This window comes from Microbulbifer mixtoriginis (SeqCode) (assembly GCF_052466765.1).
In genome coordinates, this window is the sequence record NZ_CP174289.1 from 1,713,382 (window position 1) to 1,737,071 (window position 23,690).

A 23,690-nucleotide genomic window follows, 5' to 3' on the forward strand; every position below is an offset into this window, starting at 1 on the left:
CTTTATCTCACCAGCTACCCCGGCAATTTGCGGCCTCCTCCTCCCCGAAAGTACGGATTAGCTCATGATTCCAGCATTGCGCGAAGTCGACGAGGTTCAGGCGCTCTATTTGCAGTTTTTGCAGGAGCTTGCAGACGCGGGTTTCCGCGGTGACACCACACCCAGTTACGCCAGCCGCACCGTTTTAGCCACCGATAACTCTATTTACCAGGTTCTACCTCAGGCAGTGGTGTACCCACGCAATCACCGCGACCTGCAACTACTGGCGGAGCTGGCCGAACGGGAGGAGTTCCACTCCGTAGTGCTCTCACCCAGAGGCGGTGGCACCGGCACTAACGGCCAATCGCTTACCGATGGGCTGGTGGTGGATATCTCCCGCCATATGAACCAGATCCTTGAGATCAATGTGGAAGAGCGCTGGGTTCGCGTACAGGCTGGCGTGGTAAAAGACCAGTTGAATGCCGCACTTAAATCCCACGGCCTGTTTTTTGCGCCAGAACTCTCTACCAGCAACCGCGCTACCATCGGTGGCATGATCAATACGGATGCCTCAGGCCAGGGGTCCTGTGTTTACGGCAAGACCCGCGATCACGTATTGGAATTGCACACAGTGTTAATGGGCGGGGAGCTGTGGCACTCCACCGCTATAGGGGACACTCAGCTGCACGAAATATGTGCTGAAAATAGCCGCGTTGCAGAGGTGCATAAAACCTGTGACAAGATTGCCAGGGAAAAAGCCGAACTCATCGAGCAGAAATTCCCCAAGCTCAATCGCTGCCTCACCGGCTACGACCTGGCCCATATTCGTGAAGGCAATCGCTTTAATCTCAACAGCGTATTGTGCGGTTCCGAAGGCACCCTCGGGTTTATTGCAGAAGCCAAACTCAATCTGCTGCCCATTCCCAAGTGTGTGGCTCTGGTCAATTTAAAATACGACCACTTCCAGGAAGCGCTGCGCGATGCCAAGGACCTAATGGGCGCAGGCCCCATGTCGATCGAAACAGTGGACAGCAAAGTACTGCAGCTGGCCATGGAAGATATCGTCTGGCACAGCGTCAGTGAATTTTTTCCCGCAGAGGATCGCCCGGTCAAGGGCATCAACCTGGTGGAGTACGCTGCAGATACCGAGGAGGAACTGGAAAAAGCTCTGCAGCAATTTATTGCACATATCGAGGCAGCCATTGGCCAGCCAGGCAAGAGCTTCGGCTATTCCATCGCCCGCGGCCACGCCGAGGTGAATCGTATCTGGGCCATGCGCAAACGCGCAGTGGGTTTGCTGGGCAACGCCCAGGGGGAAAAGCGCCCGATTCCCTTTGTAGAAGATACTGCCGTACCACCAGAAAACCTGGCCGATTTTATTGCCGAATTCCGCGCAGTGCTGGATGAGGCCGGCCTCGACTACGGTATGTTCGGCCATGTGGATGCCGGCGTATTACATGTACGCCCGGCAATTGATATGAAAGATCCACAACAGGCCGCACAAATTCGCCCCATCACCAACCGGGTGGTAGCACTGACACAAAAATATAAAGGGCTGCTGTGGGGAGAACACGGCAAAGGTGTTCGTTCCGAATATGCCCCAGAATTTTTCGGCGAGCTGTATCCCGAGCTGCAGAAAATTAAATCCGCTTTCGATCCACGCAATCAATTAAATCCCGGCAAAATTGCCACACCCAATGACAGCGCCAGCCTGCTGAAAATTGATGTGGTGAGCACCCGCGGTGAACACGATCGACAAATTCCCGCGCAAGTATGGGAGGGATACGACGAGGGTGTGCACTGCAACGGCAACGGTGCCTGTTTTAATTGGAATCCAGACGATGCCATGTGCCCTTCCTACAAGGCCACGCGCAACCGGATCCATTCCCCCAAAGGGCGTGCCTCGCTGATGCGAGAATGGTTGCGTCTATTGAGTAAACACGATGTAGACGCGGTAGCCAGCGCGCGTAAATACCGCGAGCGCTCTTTTTTTGTCGGCCTGCCCAAACGCATCGTAAATACCCTGGCAAAAACCCGCGGCGAGTACGACTTCAACCACGAAGTCAATGAAGCCATGCAGGGCTGCCTAGCCTGTAAATCCTGTGTAGGGCAGTGCCCTATTCGAGTGGATGTGCCGGAATTTCGCAGCAAGTTTTTGGAGCTTTATTACAGCCGCTACCTACGCCCGCTGAAGGATTACGCCGTGGGCGGACTGGAATTCCTGATACCGCATCTAGCCAGACTACCGCAATTGTACAACTGGCCGCTAAAGCTGAAGCCTGTATCTTTTTTGATGGAGCGTGTTTTCGGCATGGTGGATAGCCCACAGCTCTCACAAAAAACCCTGCAAACCAGCATGAGAGAACTGGGAGTACCCACCGCTACAAAAGCCTGCCTGGATACTCTGGGGCCCTCCCAGCGCAGCCGCGCGGTCATCATTGTGCAGGATGCCTTCACCAGCTATTTTGATGCCGAAGTGGTAGCGGATATTTTGCGCCTACTCAAACAATTGGACTTTGTGCCGATTCTCGCTCCCTATCGGGCCAACGGTAAACCCCTCCACGTTCATGGTTTTTTACGCCAGTTTCAACGAATTGCCGAAGGCAATAGTGAGATGCTTAACAACCTGGCGGAGAGCGGTATCCCCCTGGTGGGCATTGATCCCTCGATGACCCTTACCTATCGCTCTGAATACAAGAAACTCCTAGGGGAACGCGCTCCGAAAGTACATTTGTTACAAGAATGGCTGGTTCAACAAGAAGATCACCTGCAACTACAGCGCGCTCGGGTAAAACCTGGCAGCTTTCAACTACTGCCGCACTGCACCGAGCAAACCAATGCCGCCGCCTCACTCAAGGATTGGCAAACGGTATTCGCCGCCCTGGGCCTGGAGCTGCAGAGTGAAAATCTCGGCTGCTGTGGTATGGCTGGGACCTATGGCCACGAGACCGCGCATAAGGAAACATCGCGGGTGATCTTCCAGCAGTCCTGGGCTCCCAAACTCAATGATGGGGAGCACAACCAACTCGCCACCGGATATTCCTGCCGCTGCCAAGCCAGCCGCTTTGCAGGTGTTAGTCTGCGCCATCCTCTGCAGGGATTACTGGCACAACTCGATAACTAGGGATTTACTGACGTATGAGGGCCGTAACTATGGCCCCATACGTCATCGGGCCAAGCGCGAAAATCCCTATGCATAAACCACTGCCTCATTTATACATATTTTTTTATGCACTTTTCTGCCTAACCGCACTATTAGCGGTAGTCTCCCTTATTTCGGACGTTCTCCCCAACAATACCCAGACTCACAGCGCTCAATCTCACGGGGGAGAAACCCTGGGAGCGATCCACTGGGTCAACGAAGCGGAGGCACTCGCCCGCGAGGGTAATTTTGGCGATGCCTTGCCACTCTATGAAAAAGCCATTTCCGCTCTCGGCGCCTATCCCTCCCAGCAGCACACCCTGCGCTACCGCTACGGCATAGTACTAAATGCCTTGGGGGCCAAATCGAGGCCAGATCTCTACCCGCTGGCGCGGGCCCAGTTTCAATCAGTTCTGCGCTACCTGGATTCAGGTGCACAACTACCCCACTCCAGCGCAAGAGTGCGCTCTGCCCTGGCACACACTTACCACCGCCAAGCTGCCAGCGAAGAGTTGGCCACGCAGCGTGAACATCTCCTCAGCACTGCTTATCTCCTCTATAAAAGTGCCCTGGAAGGTCTGCTCAATCAGGAGGAATGGCACAACCTTTCTATTACTTATTTCAATCTTGGGCAGGTTTGTGAGTGGCAAGGAAATATTGAAGAGGCCATTCGTTGGCTGGAGAAAGCGGTAGAACTGGATTTACAGCACAAATTACCCGACCTAAAAGAGGATAGTGACTATTTGGCCGCGCTTCGCCAGCAGGTAGAACCGGTACAGCAGAACCGTGGAACCACCCTTTAGCCCTCACTTTTCCCCAAATTCTTTGCCAGAAAATGAATCGACGAAGCCGTTTTGCTGTGTTAAACCACGTTTTTTCTTCAATTCAGACTAATTTGGTGGGGCAGTCACAAATAGTTTCAGGGAAATTTTTTACTTTTCTCGTCTGAATTAGAAAGCCGATCCGGAAAAATAGCTTGTTGACCGTAGGATGACATCGCTGTCACTGTAAATCCCACCCAAAAAATGAAATTTCTCAATCATAAAAAAATACGAATTATGTAACCATCAATAGCGTATAAGTTCGAACAAAACCCTTAAATATAAAAATAAAAAGGGTTATTTATTTCAAGCACTCACAATAACCAGCCATTCTTTAAGGCCTTTTGTCGCCAAATAAGAAAAAGTTGCCTCAACCCAAATCCCCAGTAATATAACCAGCGTTGATTAAATATTGATCAACCATTTCCAAAAGCACTTGGAAATTTCGTAAGCACCTTTTGGCTTGCGACCATTTGATTCCTGGAGGTAATGGGACATCATGAAACAGACTCTGCGTAACACTGCTTTTTTCATCGCCGCCCTGCTTGCTATTGGTGTGAGTGTCAATGCATCAGCCGCTCTTAAGAAAACCATGATTGTCGACGCTACCGCGTATAACTCGGTGCCCGGCCAGACAGATAGCGACCCTTGGGTAGCTGCCTGGAACAACCGCCTGCGTCCAGGCGATAAAATCATTGCCGTTTCCCGTGACTTGGAAAAGCACGGCCTGACCAACGGCGCTAAAGTACAGATTGAAGGTCTGCCCGGTACTTACACTGTGCGTGACCGTATGAACAAGCGCTTCACAAACCGTATTGATGTTTGGATGGAAAAAGATATCCGCAAGGCTCGCGCCTGGGGTAAGAAGAAACTGAAGATTGTTTTTGAACCGGTAAAGTAAGGCAGAACTGATTTCAACGACCCTTTTGGCCCCGCCCTCCAGCGGGGTTTTTTTATTTCTGCTATTAGGTAAACAATCAAAAGAGAGAATTACTGCTCTCTAACTTTATGCCATCGATTATTAATAATGATTAGTTAGAGGCTTATTCAAACTTATGCGCTTGGAACGTTGAAAGAAGAGATCCTTGTATCCTTATATCCCTGTATCCCTGTATCTCTGCATCTCTGCATCTCTGCAGCAGAGTCTACTTCCTATAGCCCCACCACAGATAGTCGAGCCTCTACAACAGAGTTAGGTAGCCACCCTTTAGCTCTTATTTACCCCATTTCTTTGCCAAAAAAAATCAGTGACGAAGCAGTTTTTCCACCTAAAATCAGGTTTTCCCTTCAAAGCAGACAGTTTTGGCGGAATGGTCACAAATAGTTTCAGGGAAATTTTTTACTTTTCTCGTACGAATTAGAAAGCCGATCCAAGAAAATAGTTTGTAAACCGTAGAATGACATCGCTGTCACTACAAATCCCACCTAAAAAATGAAATTCCTTAATCAGAAAAAAATAGGAATTCTGTAACCATTAGTAGCGTCTAAGCACAAACAAAAATCTTAAAAGTAAGACTAAAAAGGGTTATTAGTTTTAAGCACTCACAATAACCAGCATTCTTTAAGGTCTTTTGTCGCCAAATAAGAAAAAGTTGCCTCAACCCAAATCCCCAGTAATATAACCAGCGTTGATTAAATATTGATCAACCATTTCCAAAAGCACTTGGAAATTTCGTAAGCACCTTTTGGCTTGCGACCATTTGATTCCTGGAGGTAATGGGACATCATGAAACAGACTCTGCGTAACACTGCTTTTTTCATCGCCGCCCTGCTTGCTATTGGTGTAAGTGTCAATGCATCAGCCGCTCTTAAGAAAACCATGGTTGTCGACGCTACCGCGTATAACTCGGTGCCCGGCCAGACAGATAGCGACCCTTGGGTAGCTGCCTGGAACAACCGCCTGCGTCCAGGCGATAAAATCATTGCCGTTTCCCGTGACTTGGAAAAGCACGGCCTGACCAACGGCGCTAAAGTACAGATTGAAGGTCTGCCCGGTACTTACACTGTGCGTGACCGCATGAACAAACGCTTCACAAACCGTATTGATGTTTGGATGGAAAAAGATATCCGCAAGGCTCGCGCCTGGGGTAAGAAGAAACTGAAAATTGTTTTTGAACCGGTAAAGTAAAGCAGAACTGATTTCAACGACCCTTTTGGCCCCGCCCTCCAGCGGGGTTTTTTTATTTCTGTCGTTAAGTAGGAATCAGAGTAAAAAGTGGATGACCGCTAATTACATACCGGTCCATTATTAGTAAGGACTTGATTAGAGAGCAGTATAATTGTTCTCTCGAGGCCCTTATGCAAAGAAGCCCCTGAAACAATGCCGGCTCACTCTCTCCTCAAATGACTGAAAAAGGCCACAATTTCTAGGGCTCCATTTCCATCAAAATCCCCGGTAATTCCTTACAGTTCGCACTCTCCAAATGGAAAACACTCGGCTGATGCCCCTCTACGTAACGGTGCTCCAGATTTTCACCCGTGAGTAAAAGCAGGTATTCAGACTTGATCCAAACATCCCCCGACCGGTACTCGGTCAACCATAACAGTGAAGGCAGCCCCTCATAGCAATAGCCGTAAAACATACGGTTTTTTTCTACCAGCTTTTTCGTCATATAGTCGAGATACCTACCCGGATAGGTATAACGATCACCATCTGACTGGTTATTACCAACTACTTCACCCGGCCTGGCAATACGTCGTATATAAATCGCTAGATTCTCATCGCAATCAATGCAGTGGCGCCCTGCCACTATTGCGTAGCCATGCAGCTTCGCAACTAGGCGAACCTCCTTGAGGTCTGCATAAAGCTGCTGTTGGGCAATTGGCACCAAGGGGTCGGCATGGAGGGGAAGGGGCGGGATCTGCAAGCAGACCATGATAAAAATACCGCGCATTATCATGGGGAAGGCAACCGCTGGTTTGGTAGCACCGCCGGAGACAAAAGCTCCACAGTTGCCTCGCGACGGCGCTGTGATTGGGGTGTGCTGTCACACAGTCGCGATTCCCTTCACCATAACCATAGCAGTTATCGACATATTGGGCGCAAAGAGCCGCCTCCCAGGACTACCGGGAAGACATCCACCAGCAGCAGGTGCACTTTGAGGTCACAGCAAAACTATCTACCAGCCGCCATCCGCTTCTTGAACAGGGCCGACAAAAGTAGAGATGCCCTCTTCCCGCAAAGCGTCCAAGGCTTCCTCAAGGGCATCCTGCTCTGTCTCAAAGGCATCCTCCCACACGGTGGAGTTGTTATTCTCATCGACAATTTCGAGCAGCCAACCGCCCTCACCATCCTCGAATATATCGATTTGCACAGATACCTCGCCCTCGCGGTAGATCTGGCTCAATTCTGACTCTTTCGGTGCAAATTCTTCGCCCATGGGGTTCACCTCGCTATGACCCTGAAAATTCGGCCAGAACTTTGACAAGTTGCGGCTCCCCGGTCAACAAATATTGTTGTGCTGGGACAACAGCTGGAGCGCTTGCTAAATGTACGACAAGCTGTTTTTTTTGCGATAAAATGCGCGGCGATTTTTTCTGCCCCGGATTTACGCTCCGGACTGCATTTAAGGAAGTACCATGAATCAATTCGTTGTCTGTGCACTCTACAAGTTCGTCACTCTGGAGGGCTTTGAGTCTCTGCGCACTCCCCTGCTTGACGTTATGCTGGAAAACCAAGTGCGCGGCACCCTACTCTTGGCCCGAGAGGGCATTAACGGCACTGTTGCTGGATCCCGCGAGGGCATCGACACCATCCTCGCCTACTTGAAGTCAGACGAGCGCCTTGCCGAGCTGGATTACAAGGAGTCCTACACTGGCGAGATGCCGTTTTTGCGCAGCAAGGTCAAATTGAAGAGAGAGATTGTCACCATGGGCGTAGAGGGCATTGACCCCCGCCGAGTGGTTGGCACCTACGTCAAACCAAAAGACTGGAACGCCCTAATCAGCGACCCAGAAGTCATTGTTGTGGATACCCGCAACGACTATGAATTCCAGGTAGGTACTTTCAAAGATTCTCTCAACCCCAATACCGAAACCTTCCGAGAATTTCCCCAGTACGTCAAAGAGAACCTGGATCCAGTCAAACACAAAAAAGTCGCCATGTTCTGCACTGGTGGTATCCGCTGTGAAAAGTCCACCGCCTATTTGAAAGAACAGGGCTTTGAAGAGGTTTACCACCTGCACGGTGGCATCCTCAAGTACTTGGAAGAAGTACCCAAAGAGGAATCTCTGTGGGAGGGGGAGTGCTTTGTTTTCGATGAGCGCGTCACCGTCAACCACGATCTGGAGCGAGGCCAGTACGATCAGTGCAATGCCTGCCGTATGCCTATCACCAAGGAGGACCAGCAGTCAGAACAGTTTGAGCAGGGAGTTAGCTGTCCGCATTGCTATGACAAAGTGAGTGACGCTGATCGCCACCGCTTCCGCGAGCGCGAGAAGCAGATTCAACTGGCGAAAAAACGCGGGGAAAAACACATGGGCCAAGATGCCCGTGAAATGACTACCGCTAAACGCCTGCAGAAAAAAGAAGAGCGGCGCCGCCAGGCGGAAGCTCAGCAGGCCAAAACCCAGCAGGCGTAGCAATCAGCGAAGTACCGGCCTGGGAGTGCCCTTGATCTGGGTGAGCCAGGCCTCAGCCTCAGCTTCGGCAACAAATTCCCGCGAACTATGCCGGCACAGGCAGGTGCCGTCGGTCGACAGGGGGGAAGTACAGCGGTTGCGCGGATGTAAAACGGCAATATAAGCGCAGCGCAACACCGGGTGCTCGGCTATAAAGCTGGTGAACTGCCGCTGCTCCTCCAGGGTAACCCTCGTGCGCGCATAGCGCATATCCAGTAATACCCGCAAAGGTACACGGTGGCGGTACTTTTCTACCAATCGGGCAGCCGCCTCCATTTTTTCTGCAAATCCCACGGGCCCATAAAATAAAACCCGCGCTATACCCCCTATCGGTCGATAGCTAATATTAAAATTCATGGATGAAAGCACTCGCGCTTTTGTCTTTGTTATTTTTATCGACTACAGCTACTGCAATGCCTGATGTATGCCCTACCTGAGACCAATAACACGGTGGCCACCACAGGTTTGCACTCCTGATATTATTGCCCTCGGCGCAGTATGTCTGTACCACGCAACCGAGTGTTATCCACGAACCGACTAAACATCTCCCGGTATATTCCGTGGATTATCGCGGCTTTTCTGATTATCCGAGTTGTCCCTCCAATAAAAGTAAAATCACATAAATACCTTGACGATTGCCAGAGGATATTCAGCAGGAATACTTACTCTTTTTACCGCAGAGGCTGAATTCGAGCAGTCATAGGCAAAACTGCCATAAGTATCTACAGAATAAATTGGGTCTGTTAAAAAAATACTAAAACCCTGACGATTAACTCGGCAGCGTACCAATAAAGGCTAACAGGCACACTAGCGCGAGCGAAGGCGCCGTAAATACAAAATCGCAATAAATAAATTATTTAAAGACCCATGTTTCAATGGCTCAACTGCGAGCCATCAACACAAGTCATTATTACGAATCTTTACAGAGACATGAAAAGCCTGCGTTAAATTCTGGCTTATCAAGATTGAGCGCTCCTGCAAAAACGAAATTTCACAGAGGCGCCCGAAGGAGTTCAATATAGGGAGTTTTGCCCCTTTAAAAAACCACAAAAAATAAAAAGTTAATGCTTTGTGATCAATATCGCGGTTGGGTTCAACTAATTTCGATTTCCGGCAGTTCCTCGTCGCTGCTGGCATTCAACCAAACCTGAGCTGCAGCTTTGCGGGCAATTTCCCGGTAGAAACCGGCAATTTCACCCTCGGGATCTGCGGTTACACTGGGGCGACCACTGTCGATATCGGCGCGAATTTTCTGTGCCAGAGGCAATTCGCCAAGCAGGTGGGTATCGTATTCCTCAGCGATACGCTCACCACCACCTATGCCGAAGATCGGCTCACTATGGCCACACTTGGAACAGGTATGAAGGGCCATATTCTCAACAATGCCAAGCACTGGTACCGACACCTTGCGGAACATCTCCACGCCTTTGATAGCATCCTTCAACGCCAAATCCTGTGGTGTAGTAACAATCACCGCACCAGCCAAAGTAGTTTTTTGCGCCAGAGTCAGCTGGATATCGCCAGTTCCCGGGGGCATATCCACAATTAAATAATCCAGCTCTTCTTTGGCATCACACCAAAGTGTTTGTGTGAGAATTTGATTGAGTGCACCACTGGCCATAGGGCCGCGCCAAACTGCCGGGGTATCCTCAGTCATCAAGTACCCCAAAGACATTGTCTCGATACCTAATGCATCCACTGGCACGAAGAACTTCTGTTCCTTCACATGCGGGCGGACCCCTTCGGTACCAAGCATGGTGGGCAGGCTGGGACCATAGATATCCGCATCAAGTAACCCGACCCGCGCACCCTCTGCCGCCAGCGCCAAGGCCAGGTTCACGGCTGTGGTGGACTTGCCGACGCCACCCTTACCAGAAGCAACTGCGACAATATTCTTTACGCCACGCAATGGCTCTGGAGCGTTGGCCGATGAGGTGGCAGGGATATCGCTGAATAATTCAAATTGCAAGCCGTGGCCGCCTAAGGGACCACTCTTCATCAGGGGCTCACAGGCCTCGGTAACCCGCTTGCGCCAATGTACTTCCTGGCTTGCGCAGGGGTAGCCGAGGGTAATACCGACGTACACGGTATCATCTTCGTAGCCCACCTCAATATCTGCATCCAGTTGATCCAGCGGCAGGCCACTGGCCGGGTCCTGCAACTGACCAAGGCACTCTGCCAGACGCTCCAGTTCGGCCTGCACTTCCTTTGATAACTCTTCATGATCGTGGTGGTGATCGCTCACGGTATCTCCCTCTAGGTGCTTCTTGTCAGAACCGCATTGTGTCGGATGAAGCGGCCCAGCGCCAGCGACGGGCTCAATCCCGACCGCTTTATACACGAGCATGGCCCACACCTCCCCGGCATAGTACAAATCTGCTATATTTCGCCGTCTTTTGACGATCTCCGGCCACTCCAGCGGAGCCTCCGGCCGCAACCCCACAGCGATGGAAAAACCGATGCCCGATACGCGCAAAATCCTAGTCACCAGCGCACTCCCTTACGCCAACGGCTCCCTGCACCTGGGCCACATACTCGAATATATACAGACCGATATCTGGGCGCGTTTTCAGCGCTCCCGCGGTAACGACTGCCTGTACATCTGCGCCGATGATGCGCACGGCACCGCAATCATGCTCAAAGCTGAGCAGCTGGGTCTGACACCGGAGCAACATATCGCCAATATGCAGGCGGAGCACGAGCGGGATTTCGCCGACTTCCTAATCGGCGTGGACAACTACCACTCCACCCACTCGGAGGAGAACCACGAGCTGTCCGCTATGATCTATCGCCGCCTCAGTGAAAATGGCCACATCGCTTCGCGCACCATCACTCAGGCCTTCGATCCGGAGAAACAACTCTTCTTGGCGGATCGCTATATCAAGGGCACCTGCCCCCGTTGTAGCACTCCCGATCAGTACGGTGACAACTGCGAGGCCTGTGGTGCCACTTACAGCCCCACGGAGTTGATTGATCCAGTGTCCGCCATCTCTGGCGCCACGCCGGTGGAAAAAGAGTCAGAACACTTCTTCTTCACTCTCCCCGCCTTTACCGAGTTCCTACGCAACTGGACCCGCTCCGGAACCCTGCAAGATGAAGTGGCCAATAAGCTGGCCGAGTGGCTCGAAGAGGGATTGCAGGAGTGGGACATCTCTCGCGATGCGCCTTACTTCGGTTTTGAGATCCCCGATGCGCCGGGCAAATACTTTTACGTATGGCTGGACGCCCCCATCGGCTATATGGCCAGCCTGAAAAATTACTGTGATAAAAATGGTAGCGACTGGCTCGATTACTGGAAAAAAGACAGCGATGCCGAGGTATATCACTTTATCGGCAAAGATATCGTCAATTTCCACGCCCTGTTCTGGCCGGCCATGCTGGACTCCGCCGATTTCCGCACCCCCAATAAAGTGTGCGTACACGGCTTCCTCACCGTTAACGGCAAGAAAATGTCCAAGTCCCGTGGCACCTTTATTAATGCCCGCAACTACCTGGACCATCTGAGCCCGGAATATCTGCGCTATTACTTCGCCGCCAAACTCACTGCGGGCGTGGATGACCTGGACCTCAACCTCGACGATTTTATTGCCAAGGTAAATTCCGATCTGGTGGGCAAAGTGGTCAATATCGCTTCGCGCACCGCCAAGTTTGTCAGTAAGGCCGGCGGCCAGCTCGCTACCGAACTGGCCGATGAACAGCTGTGGAATCAATTTGTCGAGGCCGCACCGCGTATTGCCGATTACTACGAGCAGCGCGAATACGCACGCGCCATGCGCGACATAATGGCCCTGGCCGATGCCGCCAATGCCTGGATCGCCGACAAGGCACCCTGGTCCCTTGCCAAACAGGAAGGCACTGAAGCCGAAGTACTGGCGATTTGCTCTCAAGGCGTAAATATGTTCCGCGCCCTGATCACCTGGCTGGCACCGGTACTACCCAATACCGCGCAAAAGGCAGCGGAATTCCTCAACAGTGAGCTGGATTGGACCCAGGCCACCACACCGCTAGCGGACCACGAGATCAAAAAATTTAAACCGCTGCTACAACGGGTGGAAAAAACCCAGGTAGATGCGGTGATGGAAGCCGCACAGGAATCACTGGCCCAGCTACAGGCTGAAGTCAAAGCGGCCAGTGGCCCGCTGGCAGAAGACCCTATCGCCGAGCAGATCCAGTTCGACGATTTTGCCAAAGTGGACTTGCGTATCGCCCTGATCGCCGAGGCGGAACACGTCGAGGGCGCCGGCAAACTGCTGCGTTTGACATTGGACCTGGGCGGAGAGACCCGCCAGGTATTCGCCGGTATCAAGAGTGCCTATGCGCCGGAAGACCTGGTGGGCAAGCACACCGTTATGGTAGCAAACCTGGCGCCGCGCAAAATGCGTTTTGGTGTGAGTGAAGGCATGGTGCTGGCCGCCGGTCCAGGCGGTAAAGACCTGTGGATTCTCGAACCCCACACAGGCGCCAAGCCCGGTATGCGCGTAATGTAATTTATTTTGGAGGTGGACACTGTCCACCTTAGCGCAGCGATACCGCAATTAAACCGGCGCACACCAGCCCTACGCCTAACAGCTGGGGTCTGTGTGCCGGTTCTCCCAACAGCCAAATAGCAAATCCCACTCCCAATGGAATACTGAGCTGGCGTAAAGCGACCACGTAGCTCACATTTTCCGTCATCGTCATCGCCAGCAGCACCAGTCCATAAGTCGCTCCCATCATCAGGCCGGTCAAGATACCAACCTTCAAATCCCGCAGATTTTCTAATAATTGTCCACGCCCCACTCGACTCATACAGCCACACAGTAACCAGACTCCACTGACAAAAAACTGCAAGCCCAAGTAGCTATACGCCACCACCGCAGGTGTTACCGCGTCGCCAAGCGCCTCTTCCAAATAAAGCAGTGCGCCCTTATCCGCCAATGAATATCCCACCGTACCCAGTGCCGCTACCAGAGCCCAGGCGCAGTCCGCTCTCCAGTACACGCTCCAGTGCCATTGACGAAAATACACCAGCGGCACCAGCAAACAGCCGATCGTCACCAACAACATGCCCAGCCAGGCTTGCCAGGGCAGAATCTGTCCTAACAACACCGTTGCCAGTGCCACAAGGAGTACCGGCAGAGCCCGTGCGATGGGGTAAACCAGGCTGATATCGGCGCGCTGATAGGCCAGTGCCAGCCCCCCCATATAAATCATCTGAAAAAAACCGCTGGCCAGTAACAACAACCAGAAAGCACGCGGCAGTGAATGAGCCTGTGACAGGACCCAGAGACCAAGGGGGAGAAGTAGTAAACCCACACTAAGGGTGGCGATACAGAAAAAAGCTGGGGAGGGGGTGCGGGATTTCCCCAGTAAATTCCAGCCCGCGTGAAGAAATGCCGAGATTAAAACCAATGATGCTGCAGTTATCGATATTCCCATAAAGGCCCTCTTCATTTGTGACAGAAAGGCCCGTAAACAAACCGTAGCCAACCCTACAAGATCTGCAGCCGTCCTATAAAAGCCATTGCATTCGACCTCTGCTGACGTAGCATGCCGCTATCTCACACAGGAAATTGAGGAGATTCCATGCGCGGAGTATTTCTGGACGCAATGACCATGAAACTTGGGGAGTTGAATATACAGTCCCTAAAAAACAGTCTAGATCATTGGGATTTCTATGAGACCACCTCAGCCAAGCAAACCGCCGAACGTATCGCCGATGCGGACGTAGTTATTACTAATAAAGTGGTTTTGGACCGCACGCTTCTGGAGCAGGCCCGCTCTCTCAAGCTGATCTGTGTGTGCGCTACAGGCACGAATAATATTGACCTGCAAGCCGCACAGGACTTGGGCATTCCCGTGCGCAACGTGCAGGGATACGCCGGCGCTTCGGTACCACAGCACACCCTGGCACTAATTCTCGCCCTCGCTTCCCGCTGGCATCACTACCATCAGGACGTCATGACCGGCCGCTGGAGTCAGTCGGAAATTTTCTGTTTACTCGATCATCCTGTCGTAGAACTAGCTGGTAAAACCCTGGGAATAATCGGTTATGGTGAATTAGGGCAAAGGGTCGCCAAACTGGGGGAAGCCCTGGATATGCAGATTTTGGTGGCGGAATCCTTCAGTGGAGAAAAACGCGCTGACCGGGCACCACTGGCGCAACTTACAAAGGAATCTGATGTAATCAGTCTGCATTGCCCCCTCACGAAGCAGACGGAGAAATTGATCGATCGCGATTTTATCGCCAACATGAAACCCGGCGCACTGTTGATCAATACCGCGCGGGGCGGTTTGGTGAATGAGGAGGCCGTAGCCGACGCACTGCGCAGTGGAAAGCTCGGCGGCGCCGCACTGGATGTTTTGAGTGAAGAGCCCCCACCGGCAAGTCACCCCCTACTGGCCACTGATATTCCCAACCTGATTATCACGCCTCACAACGCTTGGATCAGCCGTGAGAGCCGCCAGCGCTTACTCGATGGTGTGGTAAACAATATTGAGGCCTGGAAAGGGACACTCACACCATAAATGCCATCAGTCCCCTGTAGAGACACCGATCAATAGCGATATAACTAAATTCACCAAAACAGTTCAGAGTTATTTTTTATTACCCTAAATAAAGAGCCAATGCTTCTGTGAATTGATTGCTGCGACTATAAAATTCTGCGGCAATCATCCCCTGAAAAGGAGCAATCCGATGGCAACTGCAAGATCTCCACATAACTCCAGCAGGGATAAGCTGCAACAGGCCTATAATCTCGCAGGAGAGGCCGCTTCTGATGCTGCTGAAAACCTGAGACAGAGAGCGAGATCTTCTGTCCAGCAACAGAGGCAACGCGCTTCAGAGGTTATGGAAAAAGCGGAGTCTTCCCTGCGGGAAAGACCGATCCTCGCAGTCGGCTGTGCTTTTGTGGTCGGCTGGGCAATCGCCAAGCTTTTTAAATAAAGCCAAAGCGTTTGCCGTTTTAACCGGTAAGGAAACCGCCGATGGGCAATGGAGAAAAACGCCAGGGAACTGACCAGAATTCCGACCCGACCGCGCAACAGCGCGGGCGGGACGGTTCCGCTGAAGGCAGCGGTAACGGTGATAGTAGCGACACTGGCGGCAGTTTAGAGGAGACTATGGCTCGTGTTGAAGCCACTCTCACTCTTATAACTGCATGGATGGGTAATATTCAGCGCTTATTTCAGCTAGAGCTGGAGAGAACCCTAACAGCCGGGAAAAGGCTGATTATTCTGCAGTTGATGCTGGTACCCCTGGGAACCGCACTACTCGTCAGCCTTTGCGGTGGCATTGGTTTGATTGCCTACTATTTTAGCCAATCGATCTATATCGGCTTCCTTGTATTTGTACTGATACAAATTGCCCTTTTCCTCGGTGTGTTGCTTTATCAGCAAAAACTGCGCCCTCTGCTGGGGTTTGAAGAAACCAAACGGCAGTTAAAAGAGGCCATACAAGATGTCGCTGAAACAATTAAATAGAGAAATTACACAATGCCGTGTGGACGCTGAAAAACAGCGTCGCAGTGCGTTGCACTTGTTTGATCAACAGCAAAGGCAAATTAACCAGCAGCTGGGCAAAATTCCTATAGTGGCCATTCTCGGCGTCGCTTTTGCCGCCGGCTTTATTACCGAAAAACTCTGGCAGCTGCCACACACCTCACAAATCATTCAATTCGCACTCTCTATGCGCGCCCTATAAGCTATTTCGCTAAAGCTAAATAAGCAGAGAGACAACCATCTCACCCTGGGCGTGCAATAGAAAAAACTGCCAGTCAATACTGCTCAGCTGCCTTTTTGCGCCATTTTGTCCTGGGTTTTTTCATCAAAATCACTGGCGTCATGGCGTTCATGGAGCTGCTTACTGGGATCCCCCCAGGTGCGGTTCACCATACGCCCACGCTGTACCGCCGGTCGCTGTGCAATTTCATCCGACCAGCGCACAAGGTGTTTGTAACTCTCGGTCTGCAGGAATTCGCTGGCATCATAGGCCTCATTACGGATCAGGGCTCCGTACCAGGGCCAGATGGCTATATCTGCAATGGTGTATTCACGCCCAGCGATAAACTGGTGCTTAGCCAGTTGCCGGTCCAATACATCCATCTGCCGCTTTACTTCCATGGCAAAACGATTGATGGGGTACTCCAGTTTCTCGGGCGCATAGGCATAAAAATGCCCAAAGCCTCCACCGAGATAGGGCGCCGCCCCCATCTGCCAAAACAGCCAATTGAGAGTCTCGGTACGCTGCTCCGGTGTATGCGGCAGAAAGGCGCCAAATTTCTCTCCCAGATACAGAAGAATTGATCCGCTTTCAAAAACCCGAATTGGTGGTGTCGTACTGTGGTCCACCAGGGCTGGGATCTTTGAATTCGGATTGATATCCACAAAACCACTGCCGAATTGCTCACCCTCAGTGATGCGAATCAAGTGGGCATCGTATTCCGCCCCTTCAACCCCCAGTGCCAGAAGCTCCTCCAGCATAATCGTAGCCTTGGCACCATTGGGGGTTCCCAGGGAGTACAGTTGCATCGGGTGCTTGCCCCGAGGTAATTCTTTATCATGGGTGGCTCCCGCTATGGGGCGGTTAATTTTGGCAAACTGCCCACCACTTTCCGCATCCCACTTCCAAACCTTGGGCGGAGTATAGGGTTGATCCGGCATTACAGAGCTCCAACTGGTGTTACGGGTTAATCCAATAGAGATAAGGGCATACTCCCCGAGAGTAAAGGGTCGCGCCAATAAATCCATGGAAACCTTAAATCGCCTCTCGCAAGCATCGCGCACTAGCCCAGAGGTACCAACTATTCTCAAAGCCAGAACCTAGCTTGGCGCCTTGCAGGGGTCCTCTGCTGCCAGAAGATCCCCGACTGAGTTGAAGGCCCCCCGCGACTCACCCATAATACCGGCCCTGCGCGACATTCGACGGAGCCCCAGGCCCTCTGCCTCTCACCGGGGCACCTCGACTCCGCCAAGGCGCTAGCATCATTTTGTTCCTGGGCTTCAACCGGACCTGATATGACCGAATTTGCAGTCATCCTGCTCAGCACCATCCTGGTCAACAACTATGTGTTGGTGCAGTTTCTTGGGCTGTGCCCCTTTATGGGTGTCTCCAACAAACTGGAGACCGCCGTGGGTATGGCCGGCGCCACCACTTTTGTACTCACACTGGCCTCTATCTGCTCTTACCTGGTAAATACCTATTTGCTTGAGCCCTTTGGCATCGAATACCTGCGCACTATTTCCTTTATTCTGGTGATCGCGGTAGTGGTGCAATTCGCCCGTATGTTTATCGAAAAAACCAGCCCACTGATGTACAAGGTTTTGGGCGTTTTTCTGCCGCTAATTACCACGAACTGTGCCGTACTGGGCGTAGCGCTGCAAAACACCATGAAGGCCCACACATTTATACAGTCCACCCTGTATGGCTTTGGCGCCGCGGTAGGCTTCTCCTTGGTATTGATTCTTTTTTCCTCCATGCGCGAGCGATTGTTTGCCGCGGATGTACCGCTGCCATTTCGCGGAGCCGCTATTGGCATGGTCACCGCAGGGCTGATGTCCCTGGCATTTATGGGCTTTAGCGGTCTGGTATAGGGTTACGTGATGCTGGACTGGATTTCTGAAATTTCCTCCCCCCTGCTGGTACTCGGCGGTATGGCTCTGGTGTTTGGCGCCCTGCTGGGATTTGCCGCCATTCGCTTTAAGGTGGAGGGGGATCCTCTGGTAGAACAGGTCGATGCCCTGCTGCCGCAAACTCAGTGCGGGCAGTGTGGCTATCCCGGTTGCCGTCCCTATGCCGAAGCAATTGTGCATGGAGACGCCATCAACAAATGCCCCCCAGGCGGTCAAGCCACCATCAACGAGCTGGCCAACCTGCTGGATATGGAACCCATGCCCCTGGATGCAGAGCACGGGGTCGAAGATGTAAAAAGAGTGGCCTTTATTCGCGAAGCCGAATGTATTGGCTGCACCAAGTGCATTCAGGCCTGCCCGGTGGATGCCATCGCCGGCGCAGCCAAATATATGCACACCGTAATTGCCGACGAATGCACTGGATGCGATCTCTGCGTAGAGCCCTGCCCCGTGGATTGTATTGATATGGTGCCCGTAGATATGCCGCTACAAGATTGGCATCCACAAAAGCCCGAAGACGGTATCCAGCTGATTGCCACCGACCGTCGCCCGCAGCAAACAGATCAACGGGGAGGTGCAGTTTGAACCCCGAAAATGAAAACCGCACAGCGCTACAGGAAAAAAACCAGCGGCGCGAAGCGGTAGAGGAGCGTCGCGCCGCCCGCGAGGCACAGCTAATCGCCAGCGAAAAGGCGCGGGAACTGCGCCCCAATGATTTCCACGGCGGCGTACATCCACCGGAAAACAAGCAACAGAGTACCGTCGAACCCATTGGCAGCATTCCCCTGTCCGAGGATTTGATTGTGCCTCTGCTGCAACACAGTGGTGCCACTGCATTGCCCCTGGTCAAACTCGGCGATGACGTACTAAAAGGCCAAAAAATTGCCGAGGCGGATGGCCTGATCAGCAGCCCTGTGCACGCCCCCAGTTCCGGTAAAGTCGTGGCCATAGAGCCCTGCGCCGTCCCCCACCCTTCGGGGCTCGCCGAGGACAGTATTGTGATCCGTACTGACGGCGAGGAGCACTGGTGTGAACTGCAACCCTGTGAGGATTACACCCAGCTTTCGCCTGTTGAGCTTCTGGAGAAAATTCGCGACTGCGGCATCGCCGGCATGGGCGGTGCGGGCTTCCCCACCGCAGTGAAACTCGATCCCTACGGCGGGGCGGAAATCGACACACTGATCATTAACGGGACAGAGTGCGAGCCTTACATTACCGCCGACGACATGCTGATGCGCGAGCGCGCTGAAGAGATTATCGCCGGGATTGGTATCATCTCTTATATCCTTGATGAGCCCGAGCGCGTATTGATCGGGATTGAGGACAATAAGCCGCAGGCCATTGCCGCCATGCGCGAAGCCGCCGGAGATACCCGCTTTGATATCGTGGTGTTCCCCACCAAGTACCCCTCTGGTGGGGAAAAGCAACTTATCCAGATTCTCACCGGCCGCGAAGTACCCAATCAGGGCCTGCCGGCCAATGTCGGCATCGTCTGCCAGAACGTGGGTACCGCCAGGGCCATTTATCGCGCCGTTCGCTATGGTGAACCTCTAATCAGCCGGGTAACCACAGTTGTTGGGCAAGCCCTGGAGCGCCAGCGCAATATCGATGTGCCCATCGGTACTCCCATTCACCATATTCTCAAACACCACGGTATCCACCGCGGCCAGATGCAAAAGGTGATTATCGGCGGCCCCATGATGGGTTACACCATCGACGATGAGCGCGCCCCTGTAGTCAAAACCACCAACTGCCTATTGGTGCCCACCAACCAGGAGTTGCCACCAGCACCGGTAGCCAAGGCTTGTATTCGCTGCGGTTACTGCGCCGAGGCCTGCCCAGCTTCACTGCTGCCACAGCAGCTGTACTGGTATGCACGAGCCGATGAGCGCGAAAAGCTGCAAGCTTATAACCTGTTCGACTGCATCGAATGCGGCGCCTGCTCCTATGTCTGCCCCAGTACGATTCCGCTGGTGCAGTATTACCGCGCTGCCAAAGGGGCAATACGCCTGGCGGAGGAGGAGAAAGAAAAGTCCGACCGCGCCCGCGATCGTTTTGAGTTCCGCAAGCTCCGCCTGGAAAAGGCCGAGAAAGAAAAAGAAGCCAAACGTGAGGCACGCCGCAAGGCAGCCGAACTGGCGCGCCAACAGCGCGAGCAGAGCCCTGAGTCCGAGGAAGCCAAAGAGAGCAAGCAACAAGCAGATATCGTCGCCGCTGCCCTGGCCCGGGTTAAATCCCGCCAGGAGGATCCCCAGCAGCTGCTCGCCCGTGCCCAGCGCACCTTCTCCAGCGCCGAAAGCCGCGTCGAACGCCTGCGCAATAAGGTGGAGGCCGCAGAAGAAGGCCAACGCGACCAGCTGGCAGCCCAACTCAAGGCTGCCGAGTTAAAACTGCAGGAAGCCGAACACAAGCTCACCCTGGCCAGGCGTCGCGCCGATCGCGATCCCGCCAGAGAGCCCAGTCAGGAAGAGACCAGTGCCGCCGTGCGCGCTATCACTAAGGCGCGTGCCTCGGCAGAAGCTCGCTCTCAAATGAGCGGTGCCGAGCGACTCGCCGCAGATATCGAGGCCCTGCAGAAGCGTCTAGGCAAAGCCGAGGCAAGGTTGCAAAAAGCCAAAAATGAAAATGATGCCAACCTGGCGGCCTTTGAGACTGCCTTGGAAAAGCTGCAGAAAAAGTTGGAAGACAAGATGCGAGAGCAAAAAGCCGCACAGGATGGTCGCCAGTAATGTCCTTGATGCGAGCCACCTCCCCCCACGCCCGCTCCGGCGATAACACGGCCAAAGTGATGTTGCAGGTAGCGGCCGCCACCGCACCTGGTGTTCTGGCTATGGTGATTTATTTCGGCATCGGCGTGTTGATCAATATTGCTTTCTCTGTAATTACCGCTCTGCTGTGCGAAGCCGCAATCATGAAACTGCGGGACAGGCCCGTGGCTTTCTACCTGCGTGACTACAGTGCCATGGTCACGGCACTCTTACTGGGCATTGCTCTGCCTCCATACTGTGCCTGGTGGTTGCCGGTAGTCGGCAGCGCCATGGCCATCGTATTGGCTAAACAGCTATATGGCGGCATGGGGTACAACCCTTTCAATCCGGCCATGGTGGGTTATGTGGTATTGCTGATCAGTTTCCCGGTGGATATGACCCGCTGGGTTGGCGCGGCGGATGTGATCGGTGGTGCACCGGATATTGGCGAGGCCATCTCCCTGGTCTTTGGCAGTTACAACGTGGATGGTTTCACCCGTGCCACTCCCTTGGAAATCGTGCGCCTCAACGAGTCAGTGTTGCTGTCACAACTCTACGAGATGGAACCGGTTTTCAGCCAGGGGACTTTTGCCGGGGCAGGCTGGGAAACCATCAGTTTCGGGTTCCTGTTGGGCGGACTTTTTCTATTGTTTCGCGGCATTATCACTTGGCACGCGCCAGTAGCCATGCTCGCAACCCTGACCCTGATCTCTCTGTTTTTCTACGACAGCGGCAGCTCTCTTTCCGAAGGCTCACCACTGCTGCACCTGTTCTCCGGCGCTACCATGTTCGGGGCCTTTTTCATCATCACAGATCCGGTCAGTGGCTGTACCAGTAATAAGGGGCGCCTGATCTTCGGCGCCGGTGTTGGACTCTTCACTTATATTATCCGCGCCTGGGGCAGCTACCCGGATGCCGTAGCCTTTGCGGTACTGCTGATGAACTTTGCCGCACCCACCATTGATAATTACACCCTGCCACGCACTTATGGCCACAAGCGGGCGCGTCGCGCCACTGACTTGGAGGAGCACTGATGCTCAAGCAGTCTATGGCCACCAATGCCGTTGTGCTGACCCTGTTTGCCCTGGTCACTGCAGGCACTCTGGCAGTGACCCAGATCACCACCCGAGAGCCCATTGAACGGGCGATACGCGCAGCCTCTGCCAAAGCCCTGCTGGAAATTATTCCTCTGGATCGCCACAGCAATGACCTACTTGTGGACACCTATCCAATTCCCAAGACCTACTGGAATCAACTAGGGCTCTCTCAGGGTGGCGATATCAACTTAGCGCGTGGCAAAGACGGTAAGATTTCAGCGGTCATTGTACCGGCGGTGGCACCAGACGGTTACTCGGGCCCAATCAAAATGCTGGTAGGCGTCAACCGCGATGGCACCATAGCTGGTGTACGGGTCACCAGCCACAGTGAAACGCCGGGCCTTGGTGATAAGGTCGAACTTAAAAAAAGTGATTGGATTCTTCAGTTCGATGGCCTCTCACTGAAAAACCCACCCTCTAGCGAGTGGAGAGTTCAAAAAGATGGCGGGGTCTTCGACCAATTTACCGGTGCAACGATCACCCCCCGCGCAGTGGTTGCTGAAGTACATCAGGTGCTGGAGTTTGTCGCCAAAAACCATCAGCAAATATTCAGTGCACCGGTGTCCAAGCGAGCCGTTGAGGTGGAAAATCCTGAAGCGGAAAATACTGATGAGGCTCAGCCCAATACGGAGCAGAATTAATGGCGTCCCCCGGTTACGCAGAAATTACCCACAACGGACTCTGGAAAAATAACCCCGCCCTAGTTCAGCTTTTGGGGCTCTGCCCCTTATTGGCAGTTACCGGCTCAGTGGTCAACGCTATTGGTCTGGGGCTCGCCACCACTGGTGTACTCACCTGTTCCAACTTGGCAGTTTCCCTAGTACGGAAACAGATGCCCGACACCGTGCGTTTACCCGCCTCGGTAATGATCATCGCCACCTTCGTCACCTGTGTCGAACTCTTGATGAAGGCTTTCACTTATGAGCTCTACCTGGTGCTGGGGATTTTTATTCCATTGATTGTTACCAACTGCGCCATCCTCGGCCGCGCCGATGCCTTCGCCAGTAAAAATCCGGTACTGCCGTCACTGGTCGATGGTTTTATGATGGGGGTTGGCTTTACCGCAGTGCTGATTGCTATCGGCGCCGTGCGGGAAATACTCGGCCAGGGCACTTTGTTTTCGGATATGGATTTGCTATTGGGGCCTATGGCCAAAGACTGGAGCCTAAACTTGCTGGGAAGTAATTATCCCGGTGTGCTGGTGGCGGTGTTACCGCCCGGTGCATTTCTGGTAGCCGGTCTACTGATTGCAGCGAAAAATGCTATTGATACGGGTATTGAACGGCGCCGCAGTCAGCAAATCAGAATTGTACCTGGCTCCAAACGGGTGCGCGTTACTGGAAAAATCTCTTAAGATTGCCCCAAACAAGCCCTTATTCCCTACGACAATCGTTTAGTGTAGCGAAAGCTATTCGATTGTCGCTGACCTACTTGCCGAGTAATTTTCATATTCCGGTGAGAAAAAGACCTAGGATTGACGCCTAAATCTTTATTTTCTGATTCAATAAAAGCCCCCTACACAAAAGTGCACAATATTGAGGAGATTCACGTAGAAAAACCACAAGTGAAGCCTCTGACTTGTGCAATCTTCGTGTAATCGAATGTAATAGCTTTATTCTCTCTTTTTGAATTCGTTTGGCTAGAATGGCACGACCGAACAGCTTGCTAGAGCGAT

General features: G+C 52.8%; 22 protein-coding genes. 16 read left to right on the forward strand and 6 right to left on the reverse strand.

Annotated features, from left to right (window positions below; all coding sequences use genetic code 11):
• The first annotated feature begins 64 nt into the window (after nt 1-64).
• From ydiJ to ACJJIV_RS07565, 4 genes are all read left to right on the forward strand, one after another.
• The gene (ydiJ, locus tag ACJJIV_RS07550) at nt 65-3,103 is read left to right on the forward strand and encodes a D-2-hydroxyglutarate dehydrogenase YdiJ (RefSeq protein ID WP_444891318.1); all 3,039 of its coding nucleotides are present in this window, start codon (nt 65-67) and stop codon (nt 3,101-3,103) included.
• A gap of 68 nt (nt 3,104-3,171) precedes the next feature.
• On the forward strand, nt 3,172-3,924 hold the full coding sequence (locus tag ACJJIV_RS07555; protein WP_444891319.1) for a tetratricopeptide repeat protein: 753 nt from the start codon (nt 3,172-3,174) through the stop codon (nt 3,922-3,924).
• A 517-nt stretch (nt 3,925-4,441) separates the two neighbouring features.
• Entirely contained in the window at nt 4,442-4,843 is a 402-nt protein-coding gene (locus ACJJIV_RS07560) for a 3D domain-containing protein (protein ID WP_444883789.1), read from the forward strand.
• 825 nt (nt 4,844-5,668) lie between these two features.
• Nucleotides 5,669-6,070 carry a 3D domain-containing protein gene (locus ACJJIV_RS07565; protein WP_252084600.1) on the forward strand — a complete coding sequence of 134 codons (402 nt, stop codon included), beginning with the start codon at nt 5,669-5,671 and terminating at the stop codon, nt 6,068-6,070.
• Nucleotides 6,071-6,308: 238 nt separating this feature from the next.
• Here the strand turns inward: ACJJIV_RS07565 and ACJJIV_RS07570 are convergent, their stop codons facing one another.
• Nucleotides 6,309-6,842, reverse strand: coding sequence for a hypothetical protein (locus tag ACJJIV_RS07570; RefSeq protein ID WP_444891320.1), 534 nt, complete (start codon nt 6,840-6,842; stop codon nt 6,309-6,311).
• Between the two features lie 219 nt (nt 6,843-7,061).
• Nucleotides 7,062-7,322, reverse strand: coding sequence for a hypothetical protein (locus ACJJIV_RS07575; protein ID WP_252084598.1), 261 nt, complete (start codon nt 7,320-7,322; stop codon nt 7,062-7,064).
• A 199-nt stretch (nt 7,323-7,521) separates the two neighbouring features.
• On the opposite strand from ACJJIV_RS07575, the gene trhO reads away from it, so the two are divergent.
• Nucleotides 7,522-8,523 (forward strand): oxygen-dependent tRNA uridine(34) hydroxylase TrhO, encoded by a 1,002-nt coding sequence (trhO, locus tag ACJJIV_RS07580; protein ID WP_444891321.1) that lies wholly within the window; start codon nt 7,522-7,524, stop codon nt 8,521-8,523.
• A 3-nt stretch (nt 8,524-8,526) separates the two neighbouring features.
• Here trhO and ACJJIV_RS07585 read toward each other — a convergent pair whose 3' ends face one another.
• Nucleotides 8,527-8,919: a hypothetical protein gene (locus tag ACJJIV_RS07585; RefSeq protein ID WP_252084596.1), complete on the reverse strand. Its 393-nt coding sequence runs from the start codon at nt 8,917-8,919 to the stop codon at nt 8,527-8,529.
• Nucleotides 8,920-9,655: 736 nt separating this feature from the next.
• Complete coding sequence (gene apbC / locus ACJJIV_RS07590) at nt 9,656-10,807, reverse strand: iron-sulfur cluster carrier protein ApbC (protein ID WP_252085959.1); 1,152 nt, start codon at nt 10,805-10,807, stop codon at nt 9,656-9,658.
• A gap of 214 nt (nt 10,808-11,021) precedes the next feature.
• On the opposite strand from apbC, the gene metG reads away from it, so the two are divergent.
• On the forward strand, nt 11,022-13,049 hold the full coding sequence (gene metG / locus ACJJIV_RS07595; RefSeq protein ID WP_444891322.1) for a methionine--tRNA ligase: 2,028 nt from the start codon (nt 11,022-11,024) through the stop codon (nt 13,047-13,049).
• 28 nt (nt 13,050-13,077) lie between these two features.
• On the opposite strand, the gene ACJJIV_RS07600 is transcribed toward metG, so the two are convergent.
• Nucleotides 13,078-13,980 carry an EamA family transporter gene (locus ACJJIV_RS07600; RefSeq protein WP_444883784.1) on the reverse strand — a complete coding sequence of 301 codons (903 nt, stop codon included), beginning with the start codon at nt 13,978-13,980 and terminating at the stop codon, nt 13,078-13,080.
• A gap of 147 nt (nt 13,981-14,127) precedes the next feature.
• On the opposite strand from ACJJIV_RS07600, the gene ACJJIV_RS07605 reads away from it, so the two are divergent.
• The 4 genes from ACJJIV_RS07605 (at nt 14,128) to ACJJIV_RS07620 (ending at nt 16,243) form a co-directional block, all read left to right on the forward strand.
• Entirely contained in the window at nt 14,128-15,069 is a 942-nt protein-coding gene (locus ACJJIV_RS07605) for a D-2-hydroxyacid dehydrogenase (RefSeq protein ID WP_444891323.1), read from the forward strand.
• Nucleotides 15,070-15,238: 169 nt separating this feature from the next.
• Nucleotides 15,239-15,487, forward strand: coding sequence for a hypothetical protein (locus ACJJIV_RS07610; RefSeq protein ID WP_252084591.1), 249 nt, complete (start codon nt 15,239-15,241; stop codon nt 15,485-15,487).
• Nucleotides 15,488-15,528: 41 nt separating this feature from the next.
• On the forward strand, nt 15,529-16,023 hold the full coding sequence (locus ACJJIV_RS07615) for a hypothetical protein (protein ID WP_444891324.1): 495 nt from the start codon (nt 15,529-15,531) through the stop codon (nt 16,021-16,023).
• Nucleotides 16,001-16,243 carry a hypothetical protein gene (locus ACJJIV_RS07620; protein ID WP_444891325.1) on the forward strand — a complete coding sequence of 81 codons (243 nt, stop codon included), beginning with the start codon at nt 16,001-16,003 and terminating at the stop codon, nt 16,241-16,243. The genes ACJJIV_RS07615 and ACJJIV_RS07620 overlap by 23 nt, the downstream gene beginning before the upstream one ends.
• A gap of 83 nt (nt 16,244-16,326) precedes the next feature.
• On the opposite strand, the gene yghU is transcribed toward ACJJIV_RS07620, so the two are convergent.
• Nucleotides 16,327-17,202 (reverse strand): glutathione-dependent disulfide-bond oxidoreductase, encoded by an 876-nt coding sequence (gene yghU, locus ACJJIV_RS07625; RefSeq protein ID WP_444891704.1) that lies wholly within the window; start codon nt 17,200-17,202, stop codon nt 16,327-16,329.
• A gap of 354 nt (nt 17,203-17,556) precedes the next feature.
• Between yghU and rsxA the strand changes: the two genes are divergently transcribed.
• From rsxA to ACJJIV_RS07655, 6 genes are all read left to right on the forward strand, one after another.
• The gene (rsxA, locus tag ACJJIV_RS07630; RefSeq protein WP_444883780.1) at nt 17,557-18,132 is read left to right on the forward strand and encodes an electron transport complex subunit RsxA; all 576 of its coding nucleotides are present in this window, start codon (nt 17,557-17,559) and stop codon (nt 18,130-18,132) included.
• A gap of 9 nt (nt 18,133-18,141) precedes the next feature.
• Nucleotides 18,142-18,756, forward strand: a complete 615-nt coding sequence (rsxB, locus tag ACJJIV_RS07635; protein WP_252084588.1) for an electron transport complex subunit RsxB — start codon at nt 18,142-18,144, stop codon at nt 18,754-18,756.
• A gap of 116 nt (nt 18,757-18,872) precedes the next feature.
• A complete protein-coding gene (gene rsxC / locus ACJJIV_RS07640) occupies nt 18,873-20,900 on the forward strand; it encodes an electron transport complex subunit RsxC (protein WP_444891705.1) in 2,028 nt (675 codons plus the stop codon).
• Entirely contained in the window at nt 20,900-21,952 is a 1,053-nt protein-coding gene (locus ACJJIV_RS07645; RefSeq protein WP_444891326.1) for an RnfABCDGE type electron transport complex subunit D, read from the forward strand. Before rsxC ends, ACJJIV_RS07645 begins: the two co-directional genes overlap by 1 nt.
• Nucleotides 21,952-22,656 (forward strand): electron transport complex subunit RsxG, encoded by a 705-nt coding sequence (gene rsxG, locus ACJJIV_RS07650; protein WP_252084586.1) that lies wholly within the window; start codon nt 21,952-21,954, stop codon nt 22,654-22,656. The genes ACJJIV_RS07645 and rsxG overlap by 1 nt, the downstream gene beginning before the upstream one ends.
• Nucleotides 22,656-23,369 (forward strand): electron transport complex subunit E, encoded by a 714-nt coding sequence (locus ACJJIV_RS07655; RefSeq protein ID WP_444891327.1) that lies wholly within the window; start codon nt 22,656-22,658, stop codon nt 23,367-23,369. The genes rsxG and ACJJIV_RS07655 overlap by 1 nt, the downstream gene beginning before the upstream one ends.
• Nucleotides 23,370-23,690 lie beyond the last annotated feature (321 nt).